Raw genomic sequence first — 21,553 nt, forward strand, 5'->3', positions numbered from 1 at the left:
TGGAGAAGTACATGAACGCTCCCGAACGCCGTTTGCTGCCGAACGCAGCTGACAAGACCAGCCTCAGGGCAATCGCTACATCACTCGTGCAGGCTTGCCCCAGCCTGCTGGAGGCGGCCCGTGAGGTCGCCCTTCAATTGCTGATCGACAAAGGACTGCCGGGCCTTGATCCGGACCGTGTCTATTTCCATCGATTCAGGGCCGCGCAGAGCAGCAACCTGACCTTCACCGGCTGGGAACATCTGCTGGAAAAGCCCTATGAATCGTTGACCCTCACCCAACTGGTAATCCAGCGCTTTCGCGCCACCGATCAGGACAATGCCGATCTGCTGGGGCTGTACTGCGGCTTTTACGCAGACGGGCCGCAGGCCGACAACTTCAATCAGGATAATGAAATTCGACTGCTGGGCAGTGATGTGCTGCAGGCGTTCTGGAATATCGATTTCAGCAGCCGCTACACCCGGCAACTGACCACTTACTGGCAAACCTCGTCGCACCATTTCCGGACACTGGCCAAGTGCAATTTTCTCAGCCTGGCCGTACAGGCGCTGCAACAGGGCCACCTTGACGGTACAGATTTTCAGCGCGTGATCGATTCGGTTATCGGCTCCGTGACCTGGCCCGTCACCCTGCAAATGCTACAAGCCACGCACCCGGTGGGCGCTCATGTACGCGCGCTGGATCTCGATGGGCACGTCGCCACCCATGCGCTGCGTTTCGTTGAGGACAGTGGTCGGCAAACCCTTTACTTACCCGGCGAAGTGCAACCCTTTCGGCTGATGGAAGATCAAGCGGATCTGCACTGGTGGATGCTGGAACAGATGAATACGGAGGATAAGCGCAAGATCTTCATGAACCGCTTCTCCCTGGCCGACCGCAACCGGATGGGCGAAAAACTCAATGACCTGATGACTCGCCTGGTCAGCACCTGGGGTCATAGCGATCACCGGATGATCAACCACGGCAACGTCACCATCAGCGGTGACGCGTTCACCTGGTTAAGCGATTCGACACGCAGCGCCATGTTTGCCGAAGCAGACATGGCGCTGACCTCCAACAGCGATCTGCGCAAAAAACTCTGGATGGGTTACCTCAGTGCCGGTCTCAGGGTATTCGGCCCGATGGCAACTGTAGGATGGCCACTGGCACTGCCGGTGATTGGCGCCGGGATCGCCAATATGGGGTTGAACATCGATCTGGCGGTCAACGGCAGGACGGCTGTCGAGCGCAAGGCCGGCACCCTTGGCGCGGTGCTCAACGGCATTGAAGTACTGTTCAACGTTCCGTTCCTGATCGGTACCGGCGCGCATCTGGAAGTGGGCCCGCAGGTCGAGTTTGCCGAAGCCGAAGAAATGGCCGGGCTGATTGAGTTCACCTCGGGCAACGATCCATTTCTGCCACCGCTGGATCAGGCGCCGTTGCTGACCACTGACGAGGAGACTGACGAGATGGCAAACGCAATTCCCATCGAGACATCACCCCGCCCCACGCTGCACGGTCCGCTCGCGCCACAGATTCCAGCCCGCTACCAGTGCAACGAATTGCTTGATCGTTTTTCTGTAGAAACCGAGTCCGGGAAGTTTCAAGGCATTTACCGACTCGGCAACTCTCAGCCCTATGCCATCGAGATCGAAGGCAACGCGTACTACGTGCGTTACTTCGACGCCTCCGGGGACAGTGGCAGTTGGGCCATCGTCGATCCGGAACACCCCAACCAGTTCGCGTATTCATTGCCAGTGCGTTTCAGCGCAACCGGCAAATGGGAGCGCACGCCGGCGCTGCGTCTCAAAGGTGGCGGGCAGTGCGTGGGCACGCCATGTGCGTCAGAAATCGAACTGACCTCGCAGGTCATCTCATCAACCCCATCGCCAGGCCTGCCATTGGTCGAACCGGTGCCATCCACTGCCCGTCCGCTGCGCCTGGTGACCACCCTCGGTGATATTGGAGAGCTGGACGCGGCCAAACTGAAAAAGTGGGCAATGAACCTGCCCCAGGATTCTGCCGATATGGCGAACATCGTCCCAGGCCATCCATCTGACGAAGAACAATTCACGCTGTTTTTCAGCCAAAAACGCACACGACTCCTGAACGAAGCCAAAGAGCATTACTCAGAGCTGGACTGGACCAATCTGCCTGCGCGTCCGGTAATACCCGAAGTCAGTCACTCGATGCCGACCGATGAACTCGTTGATCGCGTCTTCGAGAAAACGATGGGGCTGGTGGTGGGGGAAACCCTCGATCGCATCACCAGCATGCGATTCATGATCAGCAACATGCCAGCGTTTGCACGACACATCACGACGCTCTACGTGGGTGACCTGCTGAGCGATTTTGCCCAGATGGATCTGAACGGTTTCTACACGAGCGGGCTGATGTCAGAGGATCTGCGGATTTATCTGGGCAGTCTCGGAACCGATCCAGACGAGACGTTCAACATCCTCGAACTGGTCAAGACCGCGCAGGCAAATAACGTACGCGTTCAAGGCCTTGGTTGCGCGGCGATCTCCAAAATGAAAGTGCCACTCACCTCGATTGAGGAGCAAATGATGAACGCTCAGCAGATGAACAGAATCATGTGGGGCGACGCACTCCTCAATCGACCGGGCAAATGGGTAGCCTTGATCGATGCACAGAACACCAATAACTTCAGAAACCTGCCAGGCATCAGCGAACTCAGAGGCGGTATCGGCTTGCGTATCGAAGAATCCTCACCTTCGGAAGTGCCAGGAGTCAGCATCGACCCGGGAGTCAAGGTGGCTCGCGGCCCCTTCGACAATGGTGCATCGACCCGCAACTCGTTCGACTACCTTTACGCTGACCTGCGTCTGCAAATCGACGCGCCGCCGGTGATATGGACAGAGGCGGCGCAGGCACGCCTGCTCCATCGCAATGGCATGTACCTCGTCGAGAAATCGCAAAACGGTTACACGCTGGTGCGGCGCGGCAGTACAGGCAGCATTGTTCGAACGCCGGTGAACCTGACGCAGGACGGCCAGGCTTATATCTGGCTTCAGTCAATGCCGCGCATCAGTGGCGTATTGTTTCCCGATATCGCAGCGTTATCTCAGCGCCTGATAGAAATAGGCCTGAAACTGCAAAGTCGCTTACCCACCTGAAAGGATTCGCGCGGCGATTGAAACGAAAAACCCCTGGCCTGGGCCAGGGGTTTTCGTTCACTCAATACCAGCTTCGACGCGCGGCAGGATCACTCCCACTCAATCGTCGCCGGCGGCTTGCTCGACACGTCGTAAGTAACGCGAGAGATGCCTTCGATTTCATTGATGATGCGGCCGGAGACGGTTTCCAGCAATTCGTAAGGCAGGTGTGCCCAACGCGCGGTCATGAAGTCGATGGTTTCCACGGCACGCAGGGCAACCACCCAAGCGTAACGACGGCCGTCGCCGACAACGCCAACCGATTTCACTGGCTGGAACACGACGAACGCCTGACTGACCTTGTGGTACCAGTCGGCCTTGCGCAGTTCTTCGATGAAGATGTGGTCGGCACGACGCAGCAGGTCGGCATATTCCTTCTTCACTTCACCGAGGATGCGCACGCCCAGGCCCGGGCCCGGGAACGGGTGACGGTAGACCATGTCGTACGGCAGGCCCAGCTCCAGGCCCAGACGACGGACTTCGTCCTTGAACAGTTCGCGCAGTGGCTCGACCAGTTTCAGGTTCATCTCTTCCGGCAGGCCGCCCACGTTGTGGTGCGACTTGATCACGTGAGCCTTGCCGCTTTTCGCGCCAGCCGACTCGATCACGTCCGGGTAGATGGTGCCCTGCGCGAGGTACTTGATGTTTTCCAGTTTGTTCGACTGGGCATCGAAGACGTCGATGAAGGTACGACCGATGATTTTGCGCTTCTTCTCTGGATCGGCTTCGCCGGCCAGGTTGTTGAGGAACTGCTCTTCAGCGTTGGCGCGGATTACTTTGACGCCCATGTTCTCGGCGAACATGGCCATCACTTGCTCGCCTTCGTGCAGACGCAGCAGGCCGTTGTCGACGAAGACGCAGGTCAGTTGATCGCCGATGGCCTTGTGCAACAGCGCAGCAACTACCGAGGAGTCAACGCCGCCGGACAGACCCAGCAGCACGTTGTCGGTGCCGACTTGTGCGCGGATGTTGGCAATGGCGTCTTCAGCGATCTTCGACGGCGTCCACAGGGCTTCACAGCCGCAGATGTCGAGGACGAAGCGCGACAGAATGCGACCGCCCTGCTTGGTATGGGTCACTTCCGGGTGGAACTGCACGCCGTAGTAGCCACGGTCGTCGTTGAACATACCGGCGATCGGGCAGCTTGGGGTGCTGGCGAGGATGTGGAAGTCTTCTGGCATCCTGGTGACCTTGTCACCGTGGCTCATCCACACGTCGAGGCCGAACAGGCCGTCAGCGTCGATGTGGTCTTCGATGCCGTCGAGCAGGCGGCTCTTGCCGACCACGTCAACGCGGGCGTAACCGAACTCACGCAGTTCGGAACCTTCAACCTTGCCGCCCAGTTGCTCGGCCATGGTCTGCATGCCGTAGCAGATACCGAAGACCGGTACGCCCAGATCGAACACTGCCTGCGGGCAGCGCGGGCTGTCGGCGACGTGCACGGACTCGGGGCCGCCGGCGAGGATGACGCCTTTAGGAGCGAATTCGCGGATCGCATCTTCGTCCATGTCGAACGGGTGCAGTTCGCAGTACACACCGATTTCGCGCACGCGGCGGGCAATCAGTTGGGTGTATTGCGAGCCGAAGTCGAGGATCAGGATGCGGTGAGCGTGAATATCGAGGGCCATGATTCAGTCTCGTCTAAGTCGTTCAGAAACAGTCGTGATTCAGAAACAACTCGGGGCTGAATCAAACAGCCCCGGTTGCTTACTTTATTGCTTGAAGGCTCAACCTACGCGGTAGTTTGGCGCTTCTTTGGTGATCTGCACGTCGTGCACGTGGGATTCGGCCATACCAGCGCCGGTGATCCGCACGAACTCAGGCTTGGTGCGCATTTCTTCGATGTTGGCGCTACCGGTGTAGCCCATCGAGGAACGCAGACCGCCCATCAACTGGTGAATGATCGCGCTCAGGGTGCCTTTGTAAGGAACACGGCCTTCGATGCCTTCCGGAACGAGTTTCTCGGCGCCTGCCGAGGAGTCCTGGAAGTAACGGTCGGAAGAACCTTGAGCCTGGGACATGGCGCCCAGCGAACCCATGCCGCGATACGCCTTGTACGAACGGCCCTGGAACAGTTCGATTTCGCCCGGTGCTTCTTCAGTACCGGCGAACATCGAGCCCATCATCACGCAGGAAGCACCGGCTACGATGGCCTTGGACAGGTCACCGGAGAAACGGATGCCGCCGTCGGCGATCAACGGAACGCCGGTGCCTTCAAGGGCAGCGGCAACGTTGGCGATGGCACTGATTTGCGGGACGCCGACACCGGCGACGATACGGGTGGTGCAGATCGAGCCAGGGCCGATACCGACCTTGACTGCGTCAGCGCCTGCTTCGGCCAGAGCCTTGGCAGCGGCGCCGGTGGCGATGTTGCCGCCGATCACCTGCACTTCAGGGAAATTCTCTTTGACCCAGCGAACGCGGTCGATCACGCCTTTGGAGTGACCGTGCGCGGTATCGACTACCACGACGTCCACGCCAGCATTGACCAGAGCGGCAACGCGGTCACCGGTGTCTTTACCGGTGCCGACAGCGGCGCCAACGCGCAGACGACCTTGATCGTCCTTGCTGGCCAGCGGGTAGGCTTTGGCTTTTTCGATATCGTTGACGGTCATCATGCCTTTGAGGGCGAATTTGTCGTCGACGATCAGCACGCGCTCGATGCGGTGTTTGTGCAACAGCTCGCGTGCTTCGTCCTTGCTCGCGCCTTCCTTGATCGTGACCAGACGCTCTTTCGGCGTCATCACTTCACGGACAGTCGCTTCCAGACGGCTTTCGAAACGCACGTCACGGGAAGTGACGATGCCGACCAGGTCGCCATCGTGCAGCACCGGAACGCCGGAAATGTTGTGCATGCGGGTCAATTCGAACAGATCACGAACCGTGGCATCAGCCTCGATGGTGATCGGATCCTTGACGACGCCGGCTTCGAACTTCTTGACCTTACGCACTTCGGCAGCTTGCTGCTCGATGGTCATGTTCTTGTGGATAATGCCGATGCCACCTTCCTGAGCCATGGCGATTGCCAGACGGGCTTCAGTGACGGTGTCCATTGCAGCAGAAACCAGAGGAATGTTCAGCTCGATGCCACGGGTAAGGCGGGTCTTGAGACTGACTTCGTTAGGAAGTACCTCGGAATAACCGGGCACTAGGAGAATGTCGTCGAATGTCAGAGCTTCTTGGCTGATACGCAGCATCGCGGGGGCTCCCGAGCGGGAAAATGGAAGCGCGCCATTATAGTCATCCACCCCCTGCTGTTCAATGTAAAACTCAGCTTAATATCAATGTTGCTGATATACGGAGATCCCCGGCCCTACAGCTCCACCTTGACCCAAGAGACAGGTTGATCGAGCCAATCGGCGAACTCATCGATAAAGCTTTGCTTGAAACCCGCTTCCAGCCAGTTGTTGAAGATGAAGCCGAGGTTGGAAAACGCACATTCCTGCAAAAACAGAAAACCGTTGATGTCATCTTCATGGCCGCATTCCGGGCAAGTGAAGTTGTCTGTGCGGCCCGGGAACCAGTCTTCAAGGCTTTCGAACAGCGCTTCGCCGACTTCACGACGGCACTCGGCGCAACCGGCTTCTTCGAGAAAGCCTTTGGCCGGGGTGTAGATGCAGCGCTTGGTGACGATCTCCAGCCCGTTGATCGGCTCCCCGAACGGCAACGCCTGCGGGTGCAGGACCACGGCACGGGCGCCATCGGCAATCGCGTAAGCCATGCGGTTACCGGTGCGGCCACAGGTGGTCAGCTCTTCTTTGATGATGTTCTTGCGCACCAGCCAGCGCACGATCGCCCGGGCCCGGGGTTCGTGGACCGGCAGGGTGGAGATTTTCGGGACGATGATGCTTTGCGAATTCATGGTGCAAGCCTGCTGCAGATACCGAGGTTTACCCCTGTAGGAGTGAGCCTGCTCGCGATATCGGTGGGTCAGACACATCAAGATCAACTGATACACCGCTATCGCGAGCAGGCTCACTCCTACAAGGGAATAGCGGCCGGCAGCTTAATCCCTGACAAAATCCGGTCAAGTGCTGAGGTAGCGCCCGATCAACGCCAGCCCGCTCGCCAGCACCAGCCATGTCACCAAACGCACAAACGCCTCACGCGACAAGCGCAGGGTCAACCGCCGGCCAATCCATAGCCCTAGCACCATCGCGGGCAACAAACACAGCGCCAGCATCAACAAGGGTAGCTCGGCATACACACCGGCGATGGCAAACAGACTCAAACGCACCACCGTGCTGCAACTGATCAGCGCACTTTGCGTGGCCCGGGCCGCGTCTTTGGGCAAGCGGCTGTTGAGATAGATCGCATAGAGAAAGCCGCCACTGCCAAACAGCGCGCCGAACAATCCGCCCACCGTCCCCATCGGCACTGCCCACCCCGCAGACAATTGCGTCGGCCGCGCTTTCACCCAAAGGCTGTAAATCGCGTAAGCGCTGATAAACAACCCCATCAACAGCAGCAACACATCGGACTTGAGGTTGAGCAGGAAAATCACCCCCAACGTGCAGCCGACAGCCATGCACGGCAAGAGCCGCAACAACTCGGGCTTAGCCACATCCCGCCGCGACGGCAGCAGGTTGCCGAACGCCGCGACAAAGTCCAGTAGTACCAGCAGAGGCACGATTTTCGACAGCGGCATGAATAGAATCAGAATCGGCCCCGCCACCAGCGCCGTGCCGAATCCGGCGATACCGAACACGATGTAAGCCAGGGCGATGCCCAGCCCGATTACTGCCCAACCACTGACGCCCCACGACCACTCACTCAACAACCCCGCCACGCTCATCGATCCACATCCTTAAATAGCCTGAGATGACTTTAGCCAGCGTCGAGCGTTGCGACTAATATCTTCAAAGCCACCGCCCCATCTCAAAAAGGCATTGCTGTGCTTTCAACCCGTCAATTGCGTTACTTCGTGGAAATCGCCGAATGCGGCAGTTTCAGTGCGGCGGCCGAGCGCCTGTTTATCGCGCAATCGGCGCTGAGCCGGCAGATCAAGGACATGGAGACGCGCCTGCAGACCCCGCTGTTCGAACGCACCGCGCGCCAGCCTCGCCTCACAGCAGCGGGCGAAGCGTTTTTGCCGCGAGCAAAAAATTTGCTCAATGAGTTGAGCAAGGCCAGTGCCATGGCCACTGAAGTCGGTAACGGCCAGCTCGGCACGTTGCGCCTCAGCCATTCCAGCACCGTGTCGATCAGCGGTCGTTTGCTCGGTGAAATCGGTGCGTATCTGCAGCAACAACCCGGTGTGACGCTGGACATCGGCAAGTTGTCTTCCGAGGCGCAACTGGAAGAGTTGGCCGAAGGACGCCTCGATATCGGCCTGCTGCGCCTGCCAGTGTTGCGCCAGCGCGAAGGTATTCAGATTGTGCCGCTGTTTACTGAACGGTTGCTGTTGGCAGTGCCGATGAATCATCGATTGGCCGAGGCTGAGCGTGTCGACCTGGCCCAACTGAAGGACGAGGCATTCATCTCGATCCCGCATCCGCAACGCGGCGGTCTGAGTTATCTGTGTGCTGAATTGTGCATGCGTCAGGGCTTCTTTCCGCGAGCGGCGCGGGTCATGTCCCGCAAGACCACCCAGCTCCAGCTGATTCAGGCCGGTTTCGGCATCGCCCTGCTGCCGGAATCGATGCAGGACATCGCCCCGAGCGGCGTACGATTTCTGCCGCTGACCGATCCCGATTGCCACAGCACCGTCGCCCTCGCCTACCGCCAGAATCCCACACCCCTGATTCACCACTTCATCGAAACCTTCAAAACCCCCTTGTAGGAGTGAGCCTGCTCGCGATAGCGGTTGAGCATTCAACCTATCCTGCGACTGACACACCGCTATCGCGAGCAGGCTCACTCCTACAGGGGACTTGTGGTGATTCAACGGCAAATGCCTTTAAACTGCGCCCCATGATTAAAGATCCCTTTGCAAGACTTGGCCTGGACCGTGAAGTCCTGACCGTCAGCCAGCTCAACGGCCGCGCGCGGGTGTTGCTCGAAGACGTGTTCAGCAACATCTGGGTCGAAGGCGAAATCTCCAACCTCGCCCGTCCGGCGTCCGGCCACATCTATTTCACCCTCAAGGACAGCGGCGCGCAGGTGCGTTGCGCGCTGTTCCGGCAGAACGCGGCGCGGGTGCGTCAGGCGTTGAAGGACGGCCTGGCGGTGAAGGTGCGTGGCAAGGTTTCGCTGTTCGAAGGCCGTGGCGACTATCAACTGATCCTCGACACCGTCGAACCTGCCGGTGACGGCGCGCTGCGCCTGGCCTTCGATGCGCTGAAAGAAAAGCTCAGCGCCGAAGGTCTGTTCAGTGCCGAACGCAAAGTGCCGTTGCCAGCACATCCGCAACGCATCGGCATTATCAGTTCGCCAACTGGCGCGGTGATTCGCGACATCATCAGCGTGTTCCGCCGCCGTGCGCCGCAGGTGCAACTGACGCTGATCCCCACCGCCGTACAGGGCCGCGAAGCCACCGCGCAAATCGTCCGCGCCCTGAAAATGGCCGATGCCCGTGGTTTCGACGCACTGATCCTTGCCCGTGGCGGCGGCTCGCTGGAAGACCTCTGGTGCTTCAACGAAGAAGCCGTGGCCCGCGCCGTCGATGCCTGCGTGACGCCAATTGTCAGCGCCGTCGGTCACGAAACCGATGTGTCGATCAGTGACTTTGTCGCTGACGTGCGCGCACCGACGCCGTCCGCCGCCGCTGAGTTGCTCGCGCCCGATTCCAGTCACTTGATCCGTCAGGTCGAAAGCCTGCATCGCCGCTTGGTGATGCGTATGCGCGATCGCTTGATGCGTGATCGCCTGCGTCTGGAAGGCATGGCCCGTCGTCTGCGTCATCCCGGCGAACGTCTGCGCCAGCAGGCGCAGCGTCTGGACGATCTGGACATGCGCATGCGCCGGGCGTTCGAACGTCACCTCAATACTCGCCGCGAACGCCTGATCCGCCTGGAAACCCGTCTCGCCGGGCAACATCCGGGACGTCAGTTAGCGATGTTGCGCCAACGCCTCGACAGCCTTGCCGAACGCCTGCCCCGCGCCATGCGTGAAGGCCTGAAAAACCGTCGTCTGCAACTGCACAGCCAGATGCAGACGCTGCACGTGGTCAGCCCGTTGGCAACGCTCGGTCGCGGTTACAGCATTCTGCTCGATGAGCGCGGCCATGCGATTCGCAACGCCGCGCAGACCCACACCGGCCAGCGTCTCAAAGCCAAACTCGGCGAAGGCGAACTGCAAGTGCGCGTCGAGGACAATCACCTGACGCCTGTCACCCTCTCTTTACTGGACTGATCCATGCCGCGTTTTCTGGCTCCACTGTTTTTGCTCTGCCTGACCTTCAACGCCCACGCCGACAGTTACATCACCCGGCTACTGAACAAACCGGTGCCGGGTGGCGTCGCGGTGGTTGATCTCGGCTCAGCCGCGCAGGCACCGAAAGCCACGTATCAGGGCAAACCGGTGCTGGTGGTAAAAGAGCAGAACAACTGGCTGGCGATCGTCGGTGTGCCGCTGACGGTCAATCCCGGCGCGCAGCAGATCAGCAGTGGCGGGCGCAATCTGCCGTTCACCGTGGGCAACAAAAAATACCCGGAACAGCGCATCACCCTGAAGAACAAACAGCAAGTAAACCCGGATCAGTCGAACCTCAAGCGCATCGAGGGTGAACTGGCTGAACAGATCAAGGCTTACCGCAGCTTCAGCCCGAACACGCCGAGCAATCTGTTGCTGGACAAACCGGTGAACGGGCCGCTATCGAGCAAGTTTGGCGTGCGCCGCTTCTTCAATGGTGAAGAGCGCAATCCCCACGCCGGCCTCGACTTCGCGGTGCCGATGGGCACGCCGATCAAGACCCCGGCGGCGGGCAAGGTGATCCTCACTGGCAACTATTTCTTCAACGGCAACACGGTGTTTGTCGACCATGGCCAAGGCTTTATCAGCATGTTCTGCCACATGTCGAAGATTGATGTGAAAGTCGGCGATCAACTGGCGCGGGGCGCGGTGGTCGGCAAGGTTGGCATGACCGGCCGCGCGACCGGCCCGCACATGCACTGGAATGTCAGCCTGAATGATGCGCGGGTGGATCCGGCGATTTTCATTGGCGCATTTCAGCCTTAAAAAATAGAGCGAAGCTGATGGACTCATCGCGAGCAGGCTCACTCCTACATTGGACCGGTGTTGTGAACACGATCAACTGTAGGAGTGAGCCTGCTCGCGATGGCGGCTTATGCTGTAATCAAAAACCCCTGACACCCCATCATCCCCGATTGCGCCCCATTCAAACCTCGCGCAAATATCACAACGTTCAGCGACCTCCAGCGCAATAAAATCCCGCAAAAACCCGCTTTCCGAGTATTCCTCTCAATTTTTTTCGACTGCTTGCCATCCTCTCCCCTCGCGGTTAGGGTTGAGGGCATGAAAACCTCTCACACCCTTATTCAGCTTCGCCAGCACCGCAGCCTGTGCCTCGTCAGCGCACGACTGCCAGGCTGAATCGCGGCACCTCGTCCCACGCTTTCCCAGAACATTCGTAACACCGGCAGGCCGCCTCTTTTCGGCCCAGACAATAAGGAATTTCCCGATGAGCATGCTCAAAGATCCGTCTTCGAAATACCGCGCGTTTCCTGTCATCAACCTGCCGGATCGCACCTGGCCGTCGAAAACCATCGACACCGCGCCGATCTGGTGCAGCTCCGACTTGCGTGACGGCAACCAGTCGCTGATCGAACCGATGGACGCGGTTAAGAAGCTGCGCTTCTGGAAAACCCTCGTGCAGGTCGGTGTGAAGGAAATCGAAGCGTCGTTCCCGGCCGCTTCGCAAACTGACTTCGACTTCGTGCGTACCCTCATCGAAGAAGGCCACATTCCGGATGACACCACCATTCAGGTGCTGACCCAGGGCCGTGAAGACCTGATCGAGCGCACTTTCGAATCATTGCGCGGTGCGAAGAAAGCCATCGTTCACTTGTACAACGCCACTTCGCCTTCTTTCCGTCGCATCGTCTTCAACCAGGACAAGGACGGCATCAAGGCCATCGCTGTGAACGCGGCCAAGCTGTTCGTCAAATACGCCGCAATGCAGCCGGACACCGAGTGGACCTTCGAATACTCGCCGGAAACCTTCAGCGCCACCGAACTGGAATTCGCCAAGGAAGTCTGTGATGCGGTGATCGAGGTGTGGAACCCGACGCCTGAGCACAAGATGATCCTCAACCTGCCGGCTACCGTTGAGTGCGCGACCCCGAACATCTACGCCGACCAAATCGAGTGGTTCGGCCGCAACATCAACCGTCGTGACAGCGTGATCATCAGCCTGCACACCCACAACGACCGTGGCACTGGCGTTGCGGCTACCGAACTGGGCCTGATGGCCGGCGCCGATCGCGTCGAAGGCTGCCTGTTCGGCAATGGCGAGCGCACCGGTAACGTCGACCTCGTCACCGTCGCACTGAACATGTACACCCAGGGTCTCGACCCGCAGCTGGACTTCTCCGACATCGACGGCGTGCGCAAAGTCGTCGAGGAGTGCAACCAGATTCAGGTTCACCCGCGTCACCCGTACGTTGGCGACCTGGTGCACACCGCATTCTCCGGCTCGCACCAGGATGCGATCCGCAAGGGCTTCTCTCAGCAAAAACCCGATGCGCTGTGGGAAGTGCCGTACTTGCCGATCGACCCGGCCGACATTGGCCGCAGCTACGAGGCGGTGATTCGCGTCAACAGCCAGTCGGGCAAGGGCGGCATCGCCTACTTGCTGGAGCAGGAATACGGCATCAGCCTGCCACGTCGCATGCAGATCGAGTTCAGCCAGGTCGTGCAGCGTGAAACCGACCGCTTGGGTCTGGAGATGACCGCCAAGCAGATCCACTCGCTGTTGATCAGCGAATACCTGCAAGCCAATACCCCGTACGCGCTGGTCAGCCATCGCTTGCAGGAAGAAAACGGCAACAGCAACGTCGAAGTGGAAGTGGCGAGCAAAGGTCAGGGTGAAACCAACCTGCACTGGCGCGGCAAGGGCAACGGTGCGCTGGAAGCACTGGTCGCCGGCCTGCCAGTTCCGGTGGAGATCATGGACTACAACGAACACGCGATCGGCGCGGGCACCAACGCCAAAGCAGCGGCTTACATCGAGCTGCGTGTGAATGGCGAACGAGCGGTACACGGCGTGGGTATCGATGAAAACATCACCACGGCCAGCTTCAAGGCCCTGTTCAGCGCGCTGAACCGCTCGCTGAGCCAGCCTGAGGCGAAAGCGGCGTAATCGACCGCTGAAATGCAGAAGGCCCCGGAGTGCGAACTCCGGGGCCTTTTTTTTGCCTGCGATCGTTCCCACGCTCTGCGTGGGAATGCCTCAAGGGACGCTCTGCGTCCAGTGACGCGGAGCGTCACGGGCTGCATTCCCACGCAGAGCGTAGGAACGATCAGTTACCTCAGGTGAACTCGAAGGTGTCGGCATCCAGATTCGCTGGAAAGCGCTCGCGATAAGCCGCCAATGTTGCGGCTTCCAGCACCACCTTAAACACACCATCCGCCTCCCCCGCCGCCAGCAAGGTTTCACCCTGGAAATCCAGCACCTGACTATCGCCGGTGTAAGCGAAACCCTTGCCGTCGGTGCCAACACGATTCACCGCCGCCACATAGCAAAGGTTTTCGATGGCGCGTGCCGGCAACAGACGATTCCAGTGCAAACGCCGCGCACCCGGCCAATTGGCGGTGTACAGCAGCAGATCGGTATCCTGCGCATCACGACTCCACACCGGAAAGCGCAGGTCGTAGCAAATCAGCGGACGCACACGCCAGCCCTTGAGTTCGAACTGCACCTGACGTTCGCCGGGGGTGTAATGGTTGTGCTCGCCGGCCATGCGGAACAGGTGACGCTTGTCGTAATGCAAGACTTCGCCGTCCGGCCGCGCCCACAACAGGCGATTGCGATGGCTGCCGTCGGCAGCCTGAATGATCACACTGCCGGTGATCACTGCATCGAGCTTCGCCGCCTGAATCCGCAGCCACTTGCTGGTCGGGCCATTCTCGGCTTCGGCAAGGGTTTCGGACTCCATGGAAAATCCGGTGGTGAACATTTCCGGCAGGATGATCAGATCCGCCCCGCGCGCCTGCTCCAGCAACACCTCGAAATGCTCAAGGTTGGCCTGGCGGTCATGCCAGGCCAGGCTGGTCTGGATCAGCGCCAGATTGAGATCGGGTAATGCACTCAGATCACGCATAGTTTCGCCGCCGCTTCACGCAGCGTCTCCTCGCGTTTGGCAAAGCACAGACGCACCAGGCGCTGGCCTTGCGGTGGGTTCTGGTAGAACACCGACACCGGGATACTCGCCACGCCGTGTTCGCGGGTCATCCACATGGCCATCTCGACATCGTTCAGGTCGGGACGAATCTGCGAGTAATCAACCAGTTGGAAATAGGTGCCGGTGACTCGGGTGAAACTGAAGCGCGACGGCGCCAGCAGATCGCAGAACAGATCGCGCTTGGCCTGATAGAAACCCGGCAACTCTTCGACATGTTCCGGGTGCTCGGCCATGTAATCGGCCAGCGCGTATTGCAACGGCGTGACGCCGCAGAAGCTGACGTACTGGTGCACCTTGCGCAGCTCGGCCGTCAGCGCTGGCGGCGCGACGACGTAACCGGTCTTCCAGCCAGTGACGTGATAGGTCTTGCCGAACGAGCTGACCACGAAGGCGCGCTGATACAGCTCTTCGTGAGCAAGTACGCTAACGTGCGGCACGCCATCGAACACCAGATGTTCATAGACTTCGTCGCTGATCAGGTAGATGTCGCGATCACGGATCAGCGCCGCCAGTTGATCCAGCTCCGCACGACTGATCAGTGCACCGCTCGGGTTATGCGGGGTATTGATGACGATCATTTTCGTGCGCGGGCTCAGGGCCGCGGCGAGCTGGTCGAAATCGATGGAGAAGTCGTCCGGGTTCAACTGCACATGCACGCAACGACCACCCGCCAACTCCGTGGCCGGCTCGTAGCTGTCGTAGCACGGACCGAACACGATAACTTCATCGCCGCTGTGGATAACCGCCTGAATCGCACAGAAGATCGCCTGGGTCGCGCCCGGCGTGACCGTCACTTCGCTGTCGGCATTGACCTGCACGCCATAGCTGCGAGCAATCTTCACCGCAATCTGCTCGCGCAGCGCCGGCAAACCGGTCATCGGCGAATATTGGTTATGGCCATTGGCGATGTGCCGGCCGACCGCATCGCGCAACGACTGCGGGCCGTCAAAATCAGGAAAACCCTGAGACAGGTTGATCGCGCCGGTTTGCGCCGCGAGCTGAGACATCTGCGTGAAAATAGTGATGCCGACATTCGGCAGCTTACTGGTGATCATCGGTAGCCCCTTGCAGGTGAGCTGCAAGTTTCAAGCGCCAAGCCATAAATCTCAAGCGGCAAGTTACTAGCTGCAAGCTGCAAGCTAAATCCACCGCCCACAAAAAAGGGCTCTAACAGAGCCCTTTTTGCTTTGACTTGAAGCTTGCAGCTCGAAACTCGCAACTGCTTTTATTTCTTGTCGCGGCGCTTCTTGTCGGCTTTCTTGTGGTGCGACATCAAGCGACGCTTCTTGTTGACCTGGCGGTCGGTCAGCGTGGTCTTGTTGCCTTCGTACGGGTTCTCGCCGCCCTTGAACTCGATGCGGATCGGCGTACCAACCAGCTTCAGCACACGGCGGTAAGTGTTCTCCAGATAACGCACGTACGACTTCGGCACTTTCTCGATCTGGTTACCGTGGATCACGATGATCGGCGGGTTAGCACCACCCAAGTGAGCGTAACGCAGCTTGATCCGGCGGTTGTTGACCATCGGTGGCGCGTGCTCGCCAACGGCGTCTTCCAGAATCTGGGTCAGACGGTTGGTCGGCCAGCGGGTGACCGCCGACTTGAACGAGTTCTGTACGGATGCGTAGAGGTTGCCCACGCCAGTGCCGTGCAGGGCCGAGATGAAGTGAATGTCGGCGTAATCAACGAAGAACAGACGACGTTGCAGCTCGACCTTCACATAGTCGCGCTCGCTCGGCGTCATGCCGTCCCACTTGTTGATCGCGATGACCAGCGCACGACCGGACTCGATGGCAAAACCGAGCAGGTTGAGGTCGTGATCGACCACGCCTTCGCGCGCATCCATCACGAAGATCACCACGTTGGCGTCTTTGATCGCCTGCAGGGTTTTCACCACGGAGAATTTTTCGACTTCTTCGTGGATCTTGCCGCGCTTGCGCACACCGGCGGTGTCGATCAGCGTGTACTTCTCTTCATTGCGTTCGAACGGAATGTAGATACTGTCGCGCGTGGTGCCGGGTTGGTCATAGACGATTACCCGGTCTTCACCGAGCATGCGGTTGACCAAGGTCGACTTACCAACGTTCGGACGACCGATGATGGCGATCTTGATACCGTCTTTTTCGCTTGGGCCAGGAATGCGCTTGGCTTCCTCGCCTTCGGCAACGATCTCTTCTTCGCCGTCTTCCGGCTCTTCTGCGTCTTTGGGGAAATCACCCAGGGCGATTTCCAGCATCTGCGTGATGCCACGGCCGTGAGCACCGGCGATCGGGATCGCGTGGCCCATGCCCAGCGGAGCGAATTCAGCGCGGGCCATTTCCGGGTCGATGTTGTCGACCTTGTTGGCGACCACGTAGGAACGCTTGTTACGTTTGCGCAGGTGTTCGGCGATCATCTGGTCGGCGGCAGTGAAACCGGCCTTGGCATCTACCAGGAACAGCACAACATCCGCTTCTTCAATGGCCAGCAGCGACTGCTCGGCCATTTTTTCGTCCATACCGTGCTCGTCACCGGAGATACCACCGGTGTCGACCAGAATGTAGGAACGCCCTTGCCACTTGGCCTCACCGTACTGGCGATCACGGGTCAGACCGGACAAGTCGCCGACGATGGCGTCACGAGTCCTGGTCAGGCGGTTGAACAAGGTGGACTTGCCGACGTTCGGTCGGCCCACCAGGGCGATTACGGGAACCATGCGGCTCTCCACTTCGTTATTTCAGAAAATACAAAAGCCGCTGCGAGGCAGCGGCTGGTGCTCGGGGCAACGCCTGTTAGCGCTGCAAGCCCCATGAATCCGGGGCCGCCTGGGGGTTTAACCCCAAGCATAGTTGTTACTTGATGGTCAGGGCTTCCAGTTTGCCGCTGTTGCCATATACATAAATCGTGTCACCCACCACCAGCGGACGGGCACGCAGGCCGTCGCTGTCGATGCGCTCACGACCGACGAAACGACCGTCAACCTGACTCAGCAGGTGCAGATAACCTTCCAGGTCACCCACTGCAACATAGCTGGAGAACACTTCCGGGGCCGACAGTTGACGGCGGGCCAGCGAGTCGTTGCTCCACAATGCAGTGGTGGAACGTTCGTCGACGCCTTCAACGGTGCCCGAGGACAGGCTCACGTAAACGCTGCCGAAACCCTGAGCAATACCGGCGTAGCTCGACGCATCGCGCTGCCAGAGTTGACGACCGCTTTCCAGATCCAGTGCCGCCACGCGACCCTGATAGCTGGCGACGTACAAGGTACCGCCGGACAGCAGCAGACCGCCGTCGATGTCGACCACGCGCTCCAGTTCCGAACGACCCTGTGGAATCGCGATCCGTTGTTCCCAGACCGGCACGCCGTTGGAAATGTCCAGAGCAACCACTTTACCGGTCGACAGGCCAGCCACCGCGAGGCGGTTGGTCACCAACGGGGCACTGGTGCCGCGCAGGGTCAGTACGGCCGGGGTGCTGTCGTACACCCAGCGCTGAGTACCGGTCGATGCATCCAGACCGATCAGACGATCGTCCTGAGTCTGCACCACCACTACGTCACCGTTGTTGGCCGGTGGCGCGAGGACTTCGCTGTTGACGCGGGCACGCCACTTCTCTTCACCGTTACTGGTGTCGAGAGCAACGACTTCACCACGCAAGGTACCGATCAGCACCAGACCATAACCCACGCCGACAGCGCCGGAGACAGGCAGATCAAGATCCTGCTTCCACTTCACGTCGCCGTTGCCGCGATCCATGGCCATCACCACGCCGGTTACATCAGCGGCGTAGATGGTGTCACCGTCGATCGCCGGCACCAGCATGTTGTAGGTTTCGCCCTGACCGTCACCGATCGAACGACTCCACTGCTTGTGCAGAACCACTTCTTCTTTGAAGTCGGTCAGTTCAGCCGGTGGCAATTCTTTCTTGCTGTTGCTGCTGCAACCCGCGGCCAGAAGGGCCAGAGCCAGCAATGCTGCATGCTTCCAACGGATCACGTCACGCATCCCCTTTGGCCAGGTCGTCGAGCTTGATTTGAAGGCCACCGACCGCCGCTTCATCCGACAGTGCCGCCTTGGCTTTTTGATACGCCTTGTTCGCGTCATCGGTACGGCCCAGCTGCACCAGCAGGTCGCCCTTGAGTTCTTCGCGAGTGGCCAGGAACGCTTTGTCGGCATCGCCGTCGAGCAGCTTCAGGCCGTCTTCAGCCTTGTTCTGCGCACCCAGCACCTGCGCCAGACGCTGACGGGCGATCTCGCCCAGCGCCGGATTGGCCGGTTTGTCGACGATGGCTTTCAGCTCGGTGGCGGCGTCGTCCAGCTTGCCGCTGTCGACCGCCACTTTGGCCACGAACAGGCTGCCGTACTGCGCGTAGGCAGAACCGCCGAATTCGCTGTTGAGCTTGCCGGCCAGGTCCGCAACGCGGGCAGCATCAGGCTTGCCATCAGGCGTCAGCGTGGTTTCCAGCAATTGCTGATAGAGCACCGAGGCGCCTTGCGACTGGTTGCTCTGATACTTGTGATAAGCCTGCCAGCCGAACACGATGACCAGCGCCAACAGGCCGCCAGTGACCAGAGGTTTGCCGTTGCGTGTCCACCAGTCCTTCAAATCCGCCAACTGTTCGTCTTCGGTACTCGACACCCCAATACTCCTTAATCGCTAAATCGGCTGTTTGGACAGCTTCAACCCTGCACGACGCAGGTGGCCAGGTGAGCGGCGAGCGCATCCCAGGCAATGCTTTGTTGTTCGCCCTGGCCACGCAGGGGTTTGAAACCTACCACTTGCTGGGCCATTTCGTCGTCACCCAGAATCAATGCGTACAACGCACCGCTCTTGTCGGCTTTCTTGAACTGGCTTTTGAAGCTGCCGGCGCCGGCATTGACTTGCAGACGCAGGTTTGGAAGTTGATCACGAACACGTTCAGCCAGAGCCAGACCAGCCAGCTCGGCTTCTTCACCGAAGGCGCAGAGGTAGACGTCGACCTGCCGGGAGATTTCTTCCGGGATCTGCTCGAGGGTTTCCAGCATCAAAACCAGACGCTCGATGCCCATGGCGAAACCGACGCCGGTGGTTGGCTTGCCGCCCATCTGCTCGACCAGACCGTCGTAACGGCCGCCGGCGCAGACAGTGCCCTGAGCGCCGAGCTTGTCGGTGACCCATTCGAAAACGGTTTTGCTGTAGTAATCGAGGCCACGCACCAGCTTCGGGTTGAGCACGTAAGGAATGCCGACGGCATCCAGACGCGCTTTCAAGCCTTCGAAGTGTGCACGGGATTCGTCGTCGAGGTAGTCGGCCATTTTCGGCGCATCGACCAGTACCGCTTGAGTGTCGGCATTTTTCGTGTCGAGCACGCGCAGCGGGTTGGTTTTCAGGCGACGCTGGCTGTCTTCGTCGAGCTTGTCGTGGTGCGCCGAAAGATACTCGACCAGCGCTTCACGATAACGCCCACGGGACTCGCTGGTGCCGAGGCTGTTGAGTTCGAGTTTGACCGCATCACGAATGCCCAGCTCGCCCCACAGGCGCCAGGTCATGGTGATCAGCTCGGCGTCGATGTCCGGACCGTCGAGGTTGAACACTTCCAGACCGATCTGGTGGAACTGGCGATAACGGCCTTTCTGCGGACGCTCGTGGCGGAACATCGGGCCGATGTACCAGAGTTTCTGCACCTGGCCACCGCCGGTGATGCCGTGCTCGAGCACAGCACGCACACACGCTGCGGTGCCTTCCGGACGCAGGGTCAGGGAGTCACCGTTGCGGTCTTCGAAGGTGTACATCTCTTTTTCGACGATGTCGGTCACTTCACCGATCGAGCGCTTGAACAGCTCGGTGAATTCAACGATCGGCATGCGAATCTGCTTGTAACCGTAGTTATCCAGCAGACGCGCAACAGTGCCCTCGAAATAACGCCACAGCGGGGTCTGTTCGGGCAGGATGTCGTTCATGCCACGAATGGCTTGCAATGACTTGCTCACTTTAAATCCTTAAATTCGTTCGGCTCTTCAGTCAGGGTCAGCCGCGCGCAATTACGGCAGCGTCAGCTTCGACCTTTTCGGCCGCTTTCTGGCGGATCAGCATTTCCAGCTCGTCCACCAGATTGTCATTCGTCAGTTTCTGCGACGGCTTGCCGTCGATGTAAATCAGGTTTGGCGTGCCGCCGGTCAAGCCGATATGGGCTTCCTTGGCTTCGCCGGGGCCGTTGACCACACAACCGATCACCGCGACATCCAGCGGCACCAGCAGGTCTTCAAGGCGCCCTTCCAGCTCGTTCATGGTTTTCACCACATCGAAGTTCTGCCGCGAGCAGCTCGGGCAGGCGATGAAGTTGATGCCACGGGAACGCAGATGCAAAGACTTGAGAATGTCGTAACCGACCTTCACTTCCTCGACCGGGTCGGCCGCCAGCGAGATGCGGATAGTATCGCCAATCCCCTCGGCGAGCAGCATACCTAGGCCCACGGCGGATTTCACTGTGCCCGAACGCAATCCACCGGCTTCGGTGATGCCCAGGTGCAGCGGCTGTACGATTTCTTTCGCCAGCAAGCGGTAGGCTTCGACGGCCATGAACACGTCGGAGGCCTTCACGCTGACCTTGAAGTCCTGGAAATTCAGGCGTTCGAGGTGTTCAACGTGGCGCAGGGCGGACTCGACCAGCGCCGCTGGCGTCGGTTCGCCGTATTTCTTTTGCAGATCTTTTTCCAGCGAACCGGCGTTGACGCCGATGCGGATCGGAATACCGCGATCACGCGCAGCATCAACCACAGCGCGAACACGGTCTTCGCGACCGATGTTGCCCGGGTTGATACGCAGGCAATCAACACCCAGTTCGGCGACGCGCAAGGCGATCTTGTAGTCGAAGTGAATGTCGGCAACCAGCGGCACCTTGACCAGTTGCTTGATCTTGCCGAACGCCTCAGCAGCGTCCATGTCCGGCACCGAAACGCGCACGATATCGACGCCAGCGGCTTCCAGACGATTGATCTGCGCAACAGTGGCGGCAACGTCATTGGTGTCGCTGTTGGTCATGCTCTGCACCGCGATCGGCGCATCGCCGCCCACCGGTACGTTGCCGACCCAGATCTTGCGCGAAACGCGACGTTTGATTGGAGATTCGCCGTGCAT

16 protein-coding genes are annotated in these 21,553 nt (G+C 59.4%); 5 read left to right on the forward strand and 11 right to left on the reverse strand.

From position 1 onward, the window contains the following. The first annotated feature begins 11 nt into the window (after positions 1-11). Positions 12-3,116 (forward strand): membrane-targeted effector domain-containing toxin, encoded by a 3,105-nt coding sequence (locus tag CKW17_RS25410; protein ID WP_095122481.1) that lies wholly within the window; start codon positions 12-14, stop codon positions 3,114-3,116. Positions 3,117-3,205: 89 nt separating this feature from the next. On the opposite strand, the gene guaA is transcribed toward CKW17_RS25410, so the two are convergent. The 4 genes from guaA to CKW17_RS25430 all read right to left on the reverse strand — a co-directional run bounded on the left by guaA (position 3,206) and on the right by CKW17_RS25430 (position 7,950). Beyond that, positions 3,206-4,783, reverse strand: a complete 1,578-nt coding sequence (gene guaA / locus CKW17_RS25415) for a glutamine-hydrolyzing GMP synthase (RefSeq protein ID WP_007916833.1) — start codon at positions 4,781-4,783, stop codon at positions 3,206-3,208. A gap of 99 nt (positions 4,784-4,882) precedes the next feature. Beyond that, complete coding sequence (guaB, locus tag CKW17_RS25420) at positions 4,883-6,352, reverse strand: IMP dehydrogenase (RefSeq protein ID WP_007916845.1); 1,470 nt, start codon at positions 6,350-6,352, stop codon at positions 4,883-4,885. Between the two features lie 116 nt (positions 6,353-6,468). Beyond that, entirely contained in the window at positions 6,469-7,017 is a 549-nt protein-coding gene (locus CKW17_RS25425; protein ID WP_038363001.1) for a sugar ABC transporter ATPase, read from the reverse strand. 165 nt (positions 7,018-7,182) lie between these two features. After that, positions 7,183-7,950, reverse strand: coding sequence for a sulfite exporter TauE/SafE family protein (locus CKW17_RS25430; RefSeq protein WP_095122483.1), 768 nt, complete (start codon positions 7,948-7,950; stop codon positions 7,183-7,185). 99 nt (positions 7,951-8,049) lie between these two features. On the opposite strand from CKW17_RS25430, the gene CKW17_RS25435 reads away from it, so the two are divergent. The 4 genes from CKW17_RS25435 to leuA all read left to right on the forward strand — a co-directional run bounded on the left by CKW17_RS25435 (position 8,050) and on the right by leuA (position 13,416). After that, positions 8,050-8,937: a LysR family transcriptional regulator gene (locus CKW17_RS25435; RefSeq protein WP_095122485.1), complete on the forward strand. Its 888-nt coding sequence runs from the start codon at positions 8,050-8,052 to the stop codon at positions 8,935-8,937. A gap of 131 nt (positions 8,938-9,068) precedes the next feature. Further along, positions 9,069-10,448, forward strand: coding sequence for an exodeoxyribonuclease VII large subunit (xseA, locus tag CKW17_RS25440; RefSeq protein ID WP_016984362.1), 1,380 nt, complete (start codon positions 9,069-9,071; stop codon positions 10,446-10,448). 3 nt (positions 10,449-10,451) lie between these two features. Next, positions 10,452-11,273 carry a M23 family metallopeptidase gene (locus CKW17_RS25445; RefSeq protein ID WP_095122487.1) on the forward strand — a complete coding sequence of 274 codons (822 nt, stop codon included), beginning with the start codon at positions 10,452-10,454 and terminating at the stop codon, positions 11,271-11,273. Between the two features lie 463 nt (positions 11,274-11,736). Further along, positions 11,737-13,416, forward strand: coding sequence for a 2-isopropylmalate synthase (gene leuA, locus CKW17_RS25460; protein WP_008082522.1), 1,680 nt, complete (start codon positions 11,737-11,739; stop codon positions 13,414-13,416). A gap of 169 nt (positions 13,417-13,585) precedes the next feature. On the opposite strand, the gene CKW17_RS25465 is transcribed toward leuA, so the two are convergent. The 7 genes from CKW17_RS25465 to ispG all read right to left on the reverse strand — a co-directional run bounded on the left by CKW17_RS25465 (position 13,586) and on the right by ispG (position 21,553). After that, positions 13,586-14,377, reverse strand: a complete 792-nt coding sequence (locus CKW17_RS25465; protein ID WP_095122493.1) for an amidohydrolase — start codon at positions 14,375-14,377, stop codon at positions 13,586-13,588. Beyond that, positions 14,365-15,513, reverse strand: coding sequence for a pyridoxal phosphate-dependent aminotransferase (locus CKW17_RS25470; protein WP_095122495.1), 1,149 nt, complete (start codon positions 15,511-15,513; stop codon positions 14,365-14,367). Before CKW17_RS25470 ends, CKW17_RS25465 begins: the two co-directional genes overlap by 13 nt. Positions 15,514-15,683: 170 nt before the next feature. Beyond that, entirely contained in the window at positions 15,684-17,153 is a 1,470-nt protein-coding gene (gene der, locus CKW17_RS25475) for a ribosome biogenesis GTPase Der (RefSeq protein WP_095122497.1), read from the reverse strand. A 136-nt stretch (positions 17,154-17,289) separates the two neighbouring features. Continuing rightward, on the reverse strand, positions 17,290-18,441 hold the full coding sequence (bamB, locus tag CKW17_RS25480; protein WP_034156262.1) for an outer membrane protein assembly factor BamB: 1,152 nt from the start codon (positions 18,439-18,441) through the stop codon (positions 17,290-17,292). After that, positions 18,434-19,075 (reverse strand): tetratricopeptide repeat protein, encoded by a 642-nt coding sequence (locus tag CKW17_RS25485; protein WP_007916865.1) that lies wholly within the window; start codon positions 19,073-19,075, stop codon positions 18,434-18,436. The genes bamB and CKW17_RS25485 overlap by 8 nt, the downstream gene beginning before the upstream one ends. A gap of 41 nt (positions 19,076-19,116) precedes the next feature. After that, complete coding sequence (gene hisS, locus CKW17_RS25490; protein ID WP_016984369.1) at positions 19,117-20,406, reverse strand: histidine--tRNA ligase; 1,290 nt, start codon at positions 20,404-20,406, stop codon at positions 19,117-19,119. A 37-nt stretch (positions 20,407-20,443) separates the two neighbouring features. Continuing rightward, positions 20,444-21,553 carry a flavodoxin-dependent (E)-4-hydroxy-3-methylbut-2-enyl-diphosphate synthase gene (ispG, locus tag CKW17_RS25495; protein WP_095122499.1) on the reverse strand — a complete coding sequence of 370 codons (1,110 nt, stop codon included), beginning with the start codon at positions 21,551-21,553 and terminating at the stop codon, positions 20,444-20,446.

The organism is Pseudomonas sp. Irchel s3f10, from assembly GCF_900187515.1.
Taxonomy (GTDB): Bacteria; Pseudomonadota; Gammaproteobacteria; order Pseudomonadales; family Pseudomonadaceae; genus Aquipseudomonas; species Aquipseudomonas tensinigenes.

What these genes read in the sequence shown, in the direction of transcription:
- der (WP_095122497.1), bottom strand. Translation starts at nt 17,153, where the DNA reads ATGGTTCCCGTAATCGCCCTGGTGGGCCGACCGAACGTCGGCAAGTCC.
- CKW17_RS25410 (WP_095122481.1), top strand. Translation starts at nt 12, where the DNA reads ATGAACGCTCCCGAACGCCGTTTGCTGCCGAACGCAGCTGACAAGACC.
- xseA (WP_016984362.1), top strand. Translation starts at nt 9,069, where the DNA reads ATGATTAAAGATCCCTTTGCAAGACTTGGCCTGGACCGTGAAGTCCTG.
- ispG (WP_095122499.1), bottom strand. Translation starts at nt 21,553, where the DNA reads ATGCACGGCGAATCTCCAATCAAACGTCGCGTTTCGCGCAAGATCTGG.
- CKW17_RS25465 (WP_095122493.1), bottom strand. Translation starts at nt 14,377, where the DNA reads ATGCGTGATCTGAGTGCATTACCCGATCTCAATCTGGCGCTGATCCAG.
- CKW17_RS25430 (WP_095122483.1), bottom strand. Translation starts at nt 7,950, where the DNA reads ATGAGCGTGGCGGGGTTGTTGAGTGAGTGGTCGTGGGGCGTCAGTGGT.
- guaA (WP_007916833.1), bottom strand. Translation starts at nt 4,783, where the DNA reads ATGGCCCTCGATATTCACGCTCACCGCATCCTGATCCTCGACTTCGGC.
- CKW17_RS25445 (WP_095122487.1), top strand. Translation starts at nt 10,452, where the DNA reads ATGCCGCGTTTTCTGGCTCCACTGTTTTTGCTCTGCCTGACCTTCAAC.
- leuA (WP_008082522.1), top strand. Translation starts at nt 11,737, where the DNA reads ATGAGCATGCTCAAAGATCCGTCTTCGAAATACCGCGCGTTTCCTGTC.
- CKW17_RS25425 (WP_038363001.1), bottom strand. Translation starts at nt 7,017, where the DNA reads ATGAATTCGCAAAGCATCATCGTCCCGAAAATCTCCACCCTGCCGGTC.
- guaB (WP_007916845.1), bottom strand. Translation starts at nt 6,352, where the DNA reads ATGCTGCGTATCAGCCAAGAAGCTCTGACATTCGACGACATTCTCCTA.
- CKW17_RS25470 (WP_095122495.1), bottom strand. Translation starts at nt 15,513, where the DNA reads ATGATCACCAGTAAGCTGCCGAATGTCGGCATCACTATTTTCACGCAG.
- bamB (WP_034156262.1), bottom strand. Translation starts at nt 18,441, where the DNA reads ATGCGTGACGTGATCCGTTGGAAGCATGCAGCATTGCTGGCTCTGGCC.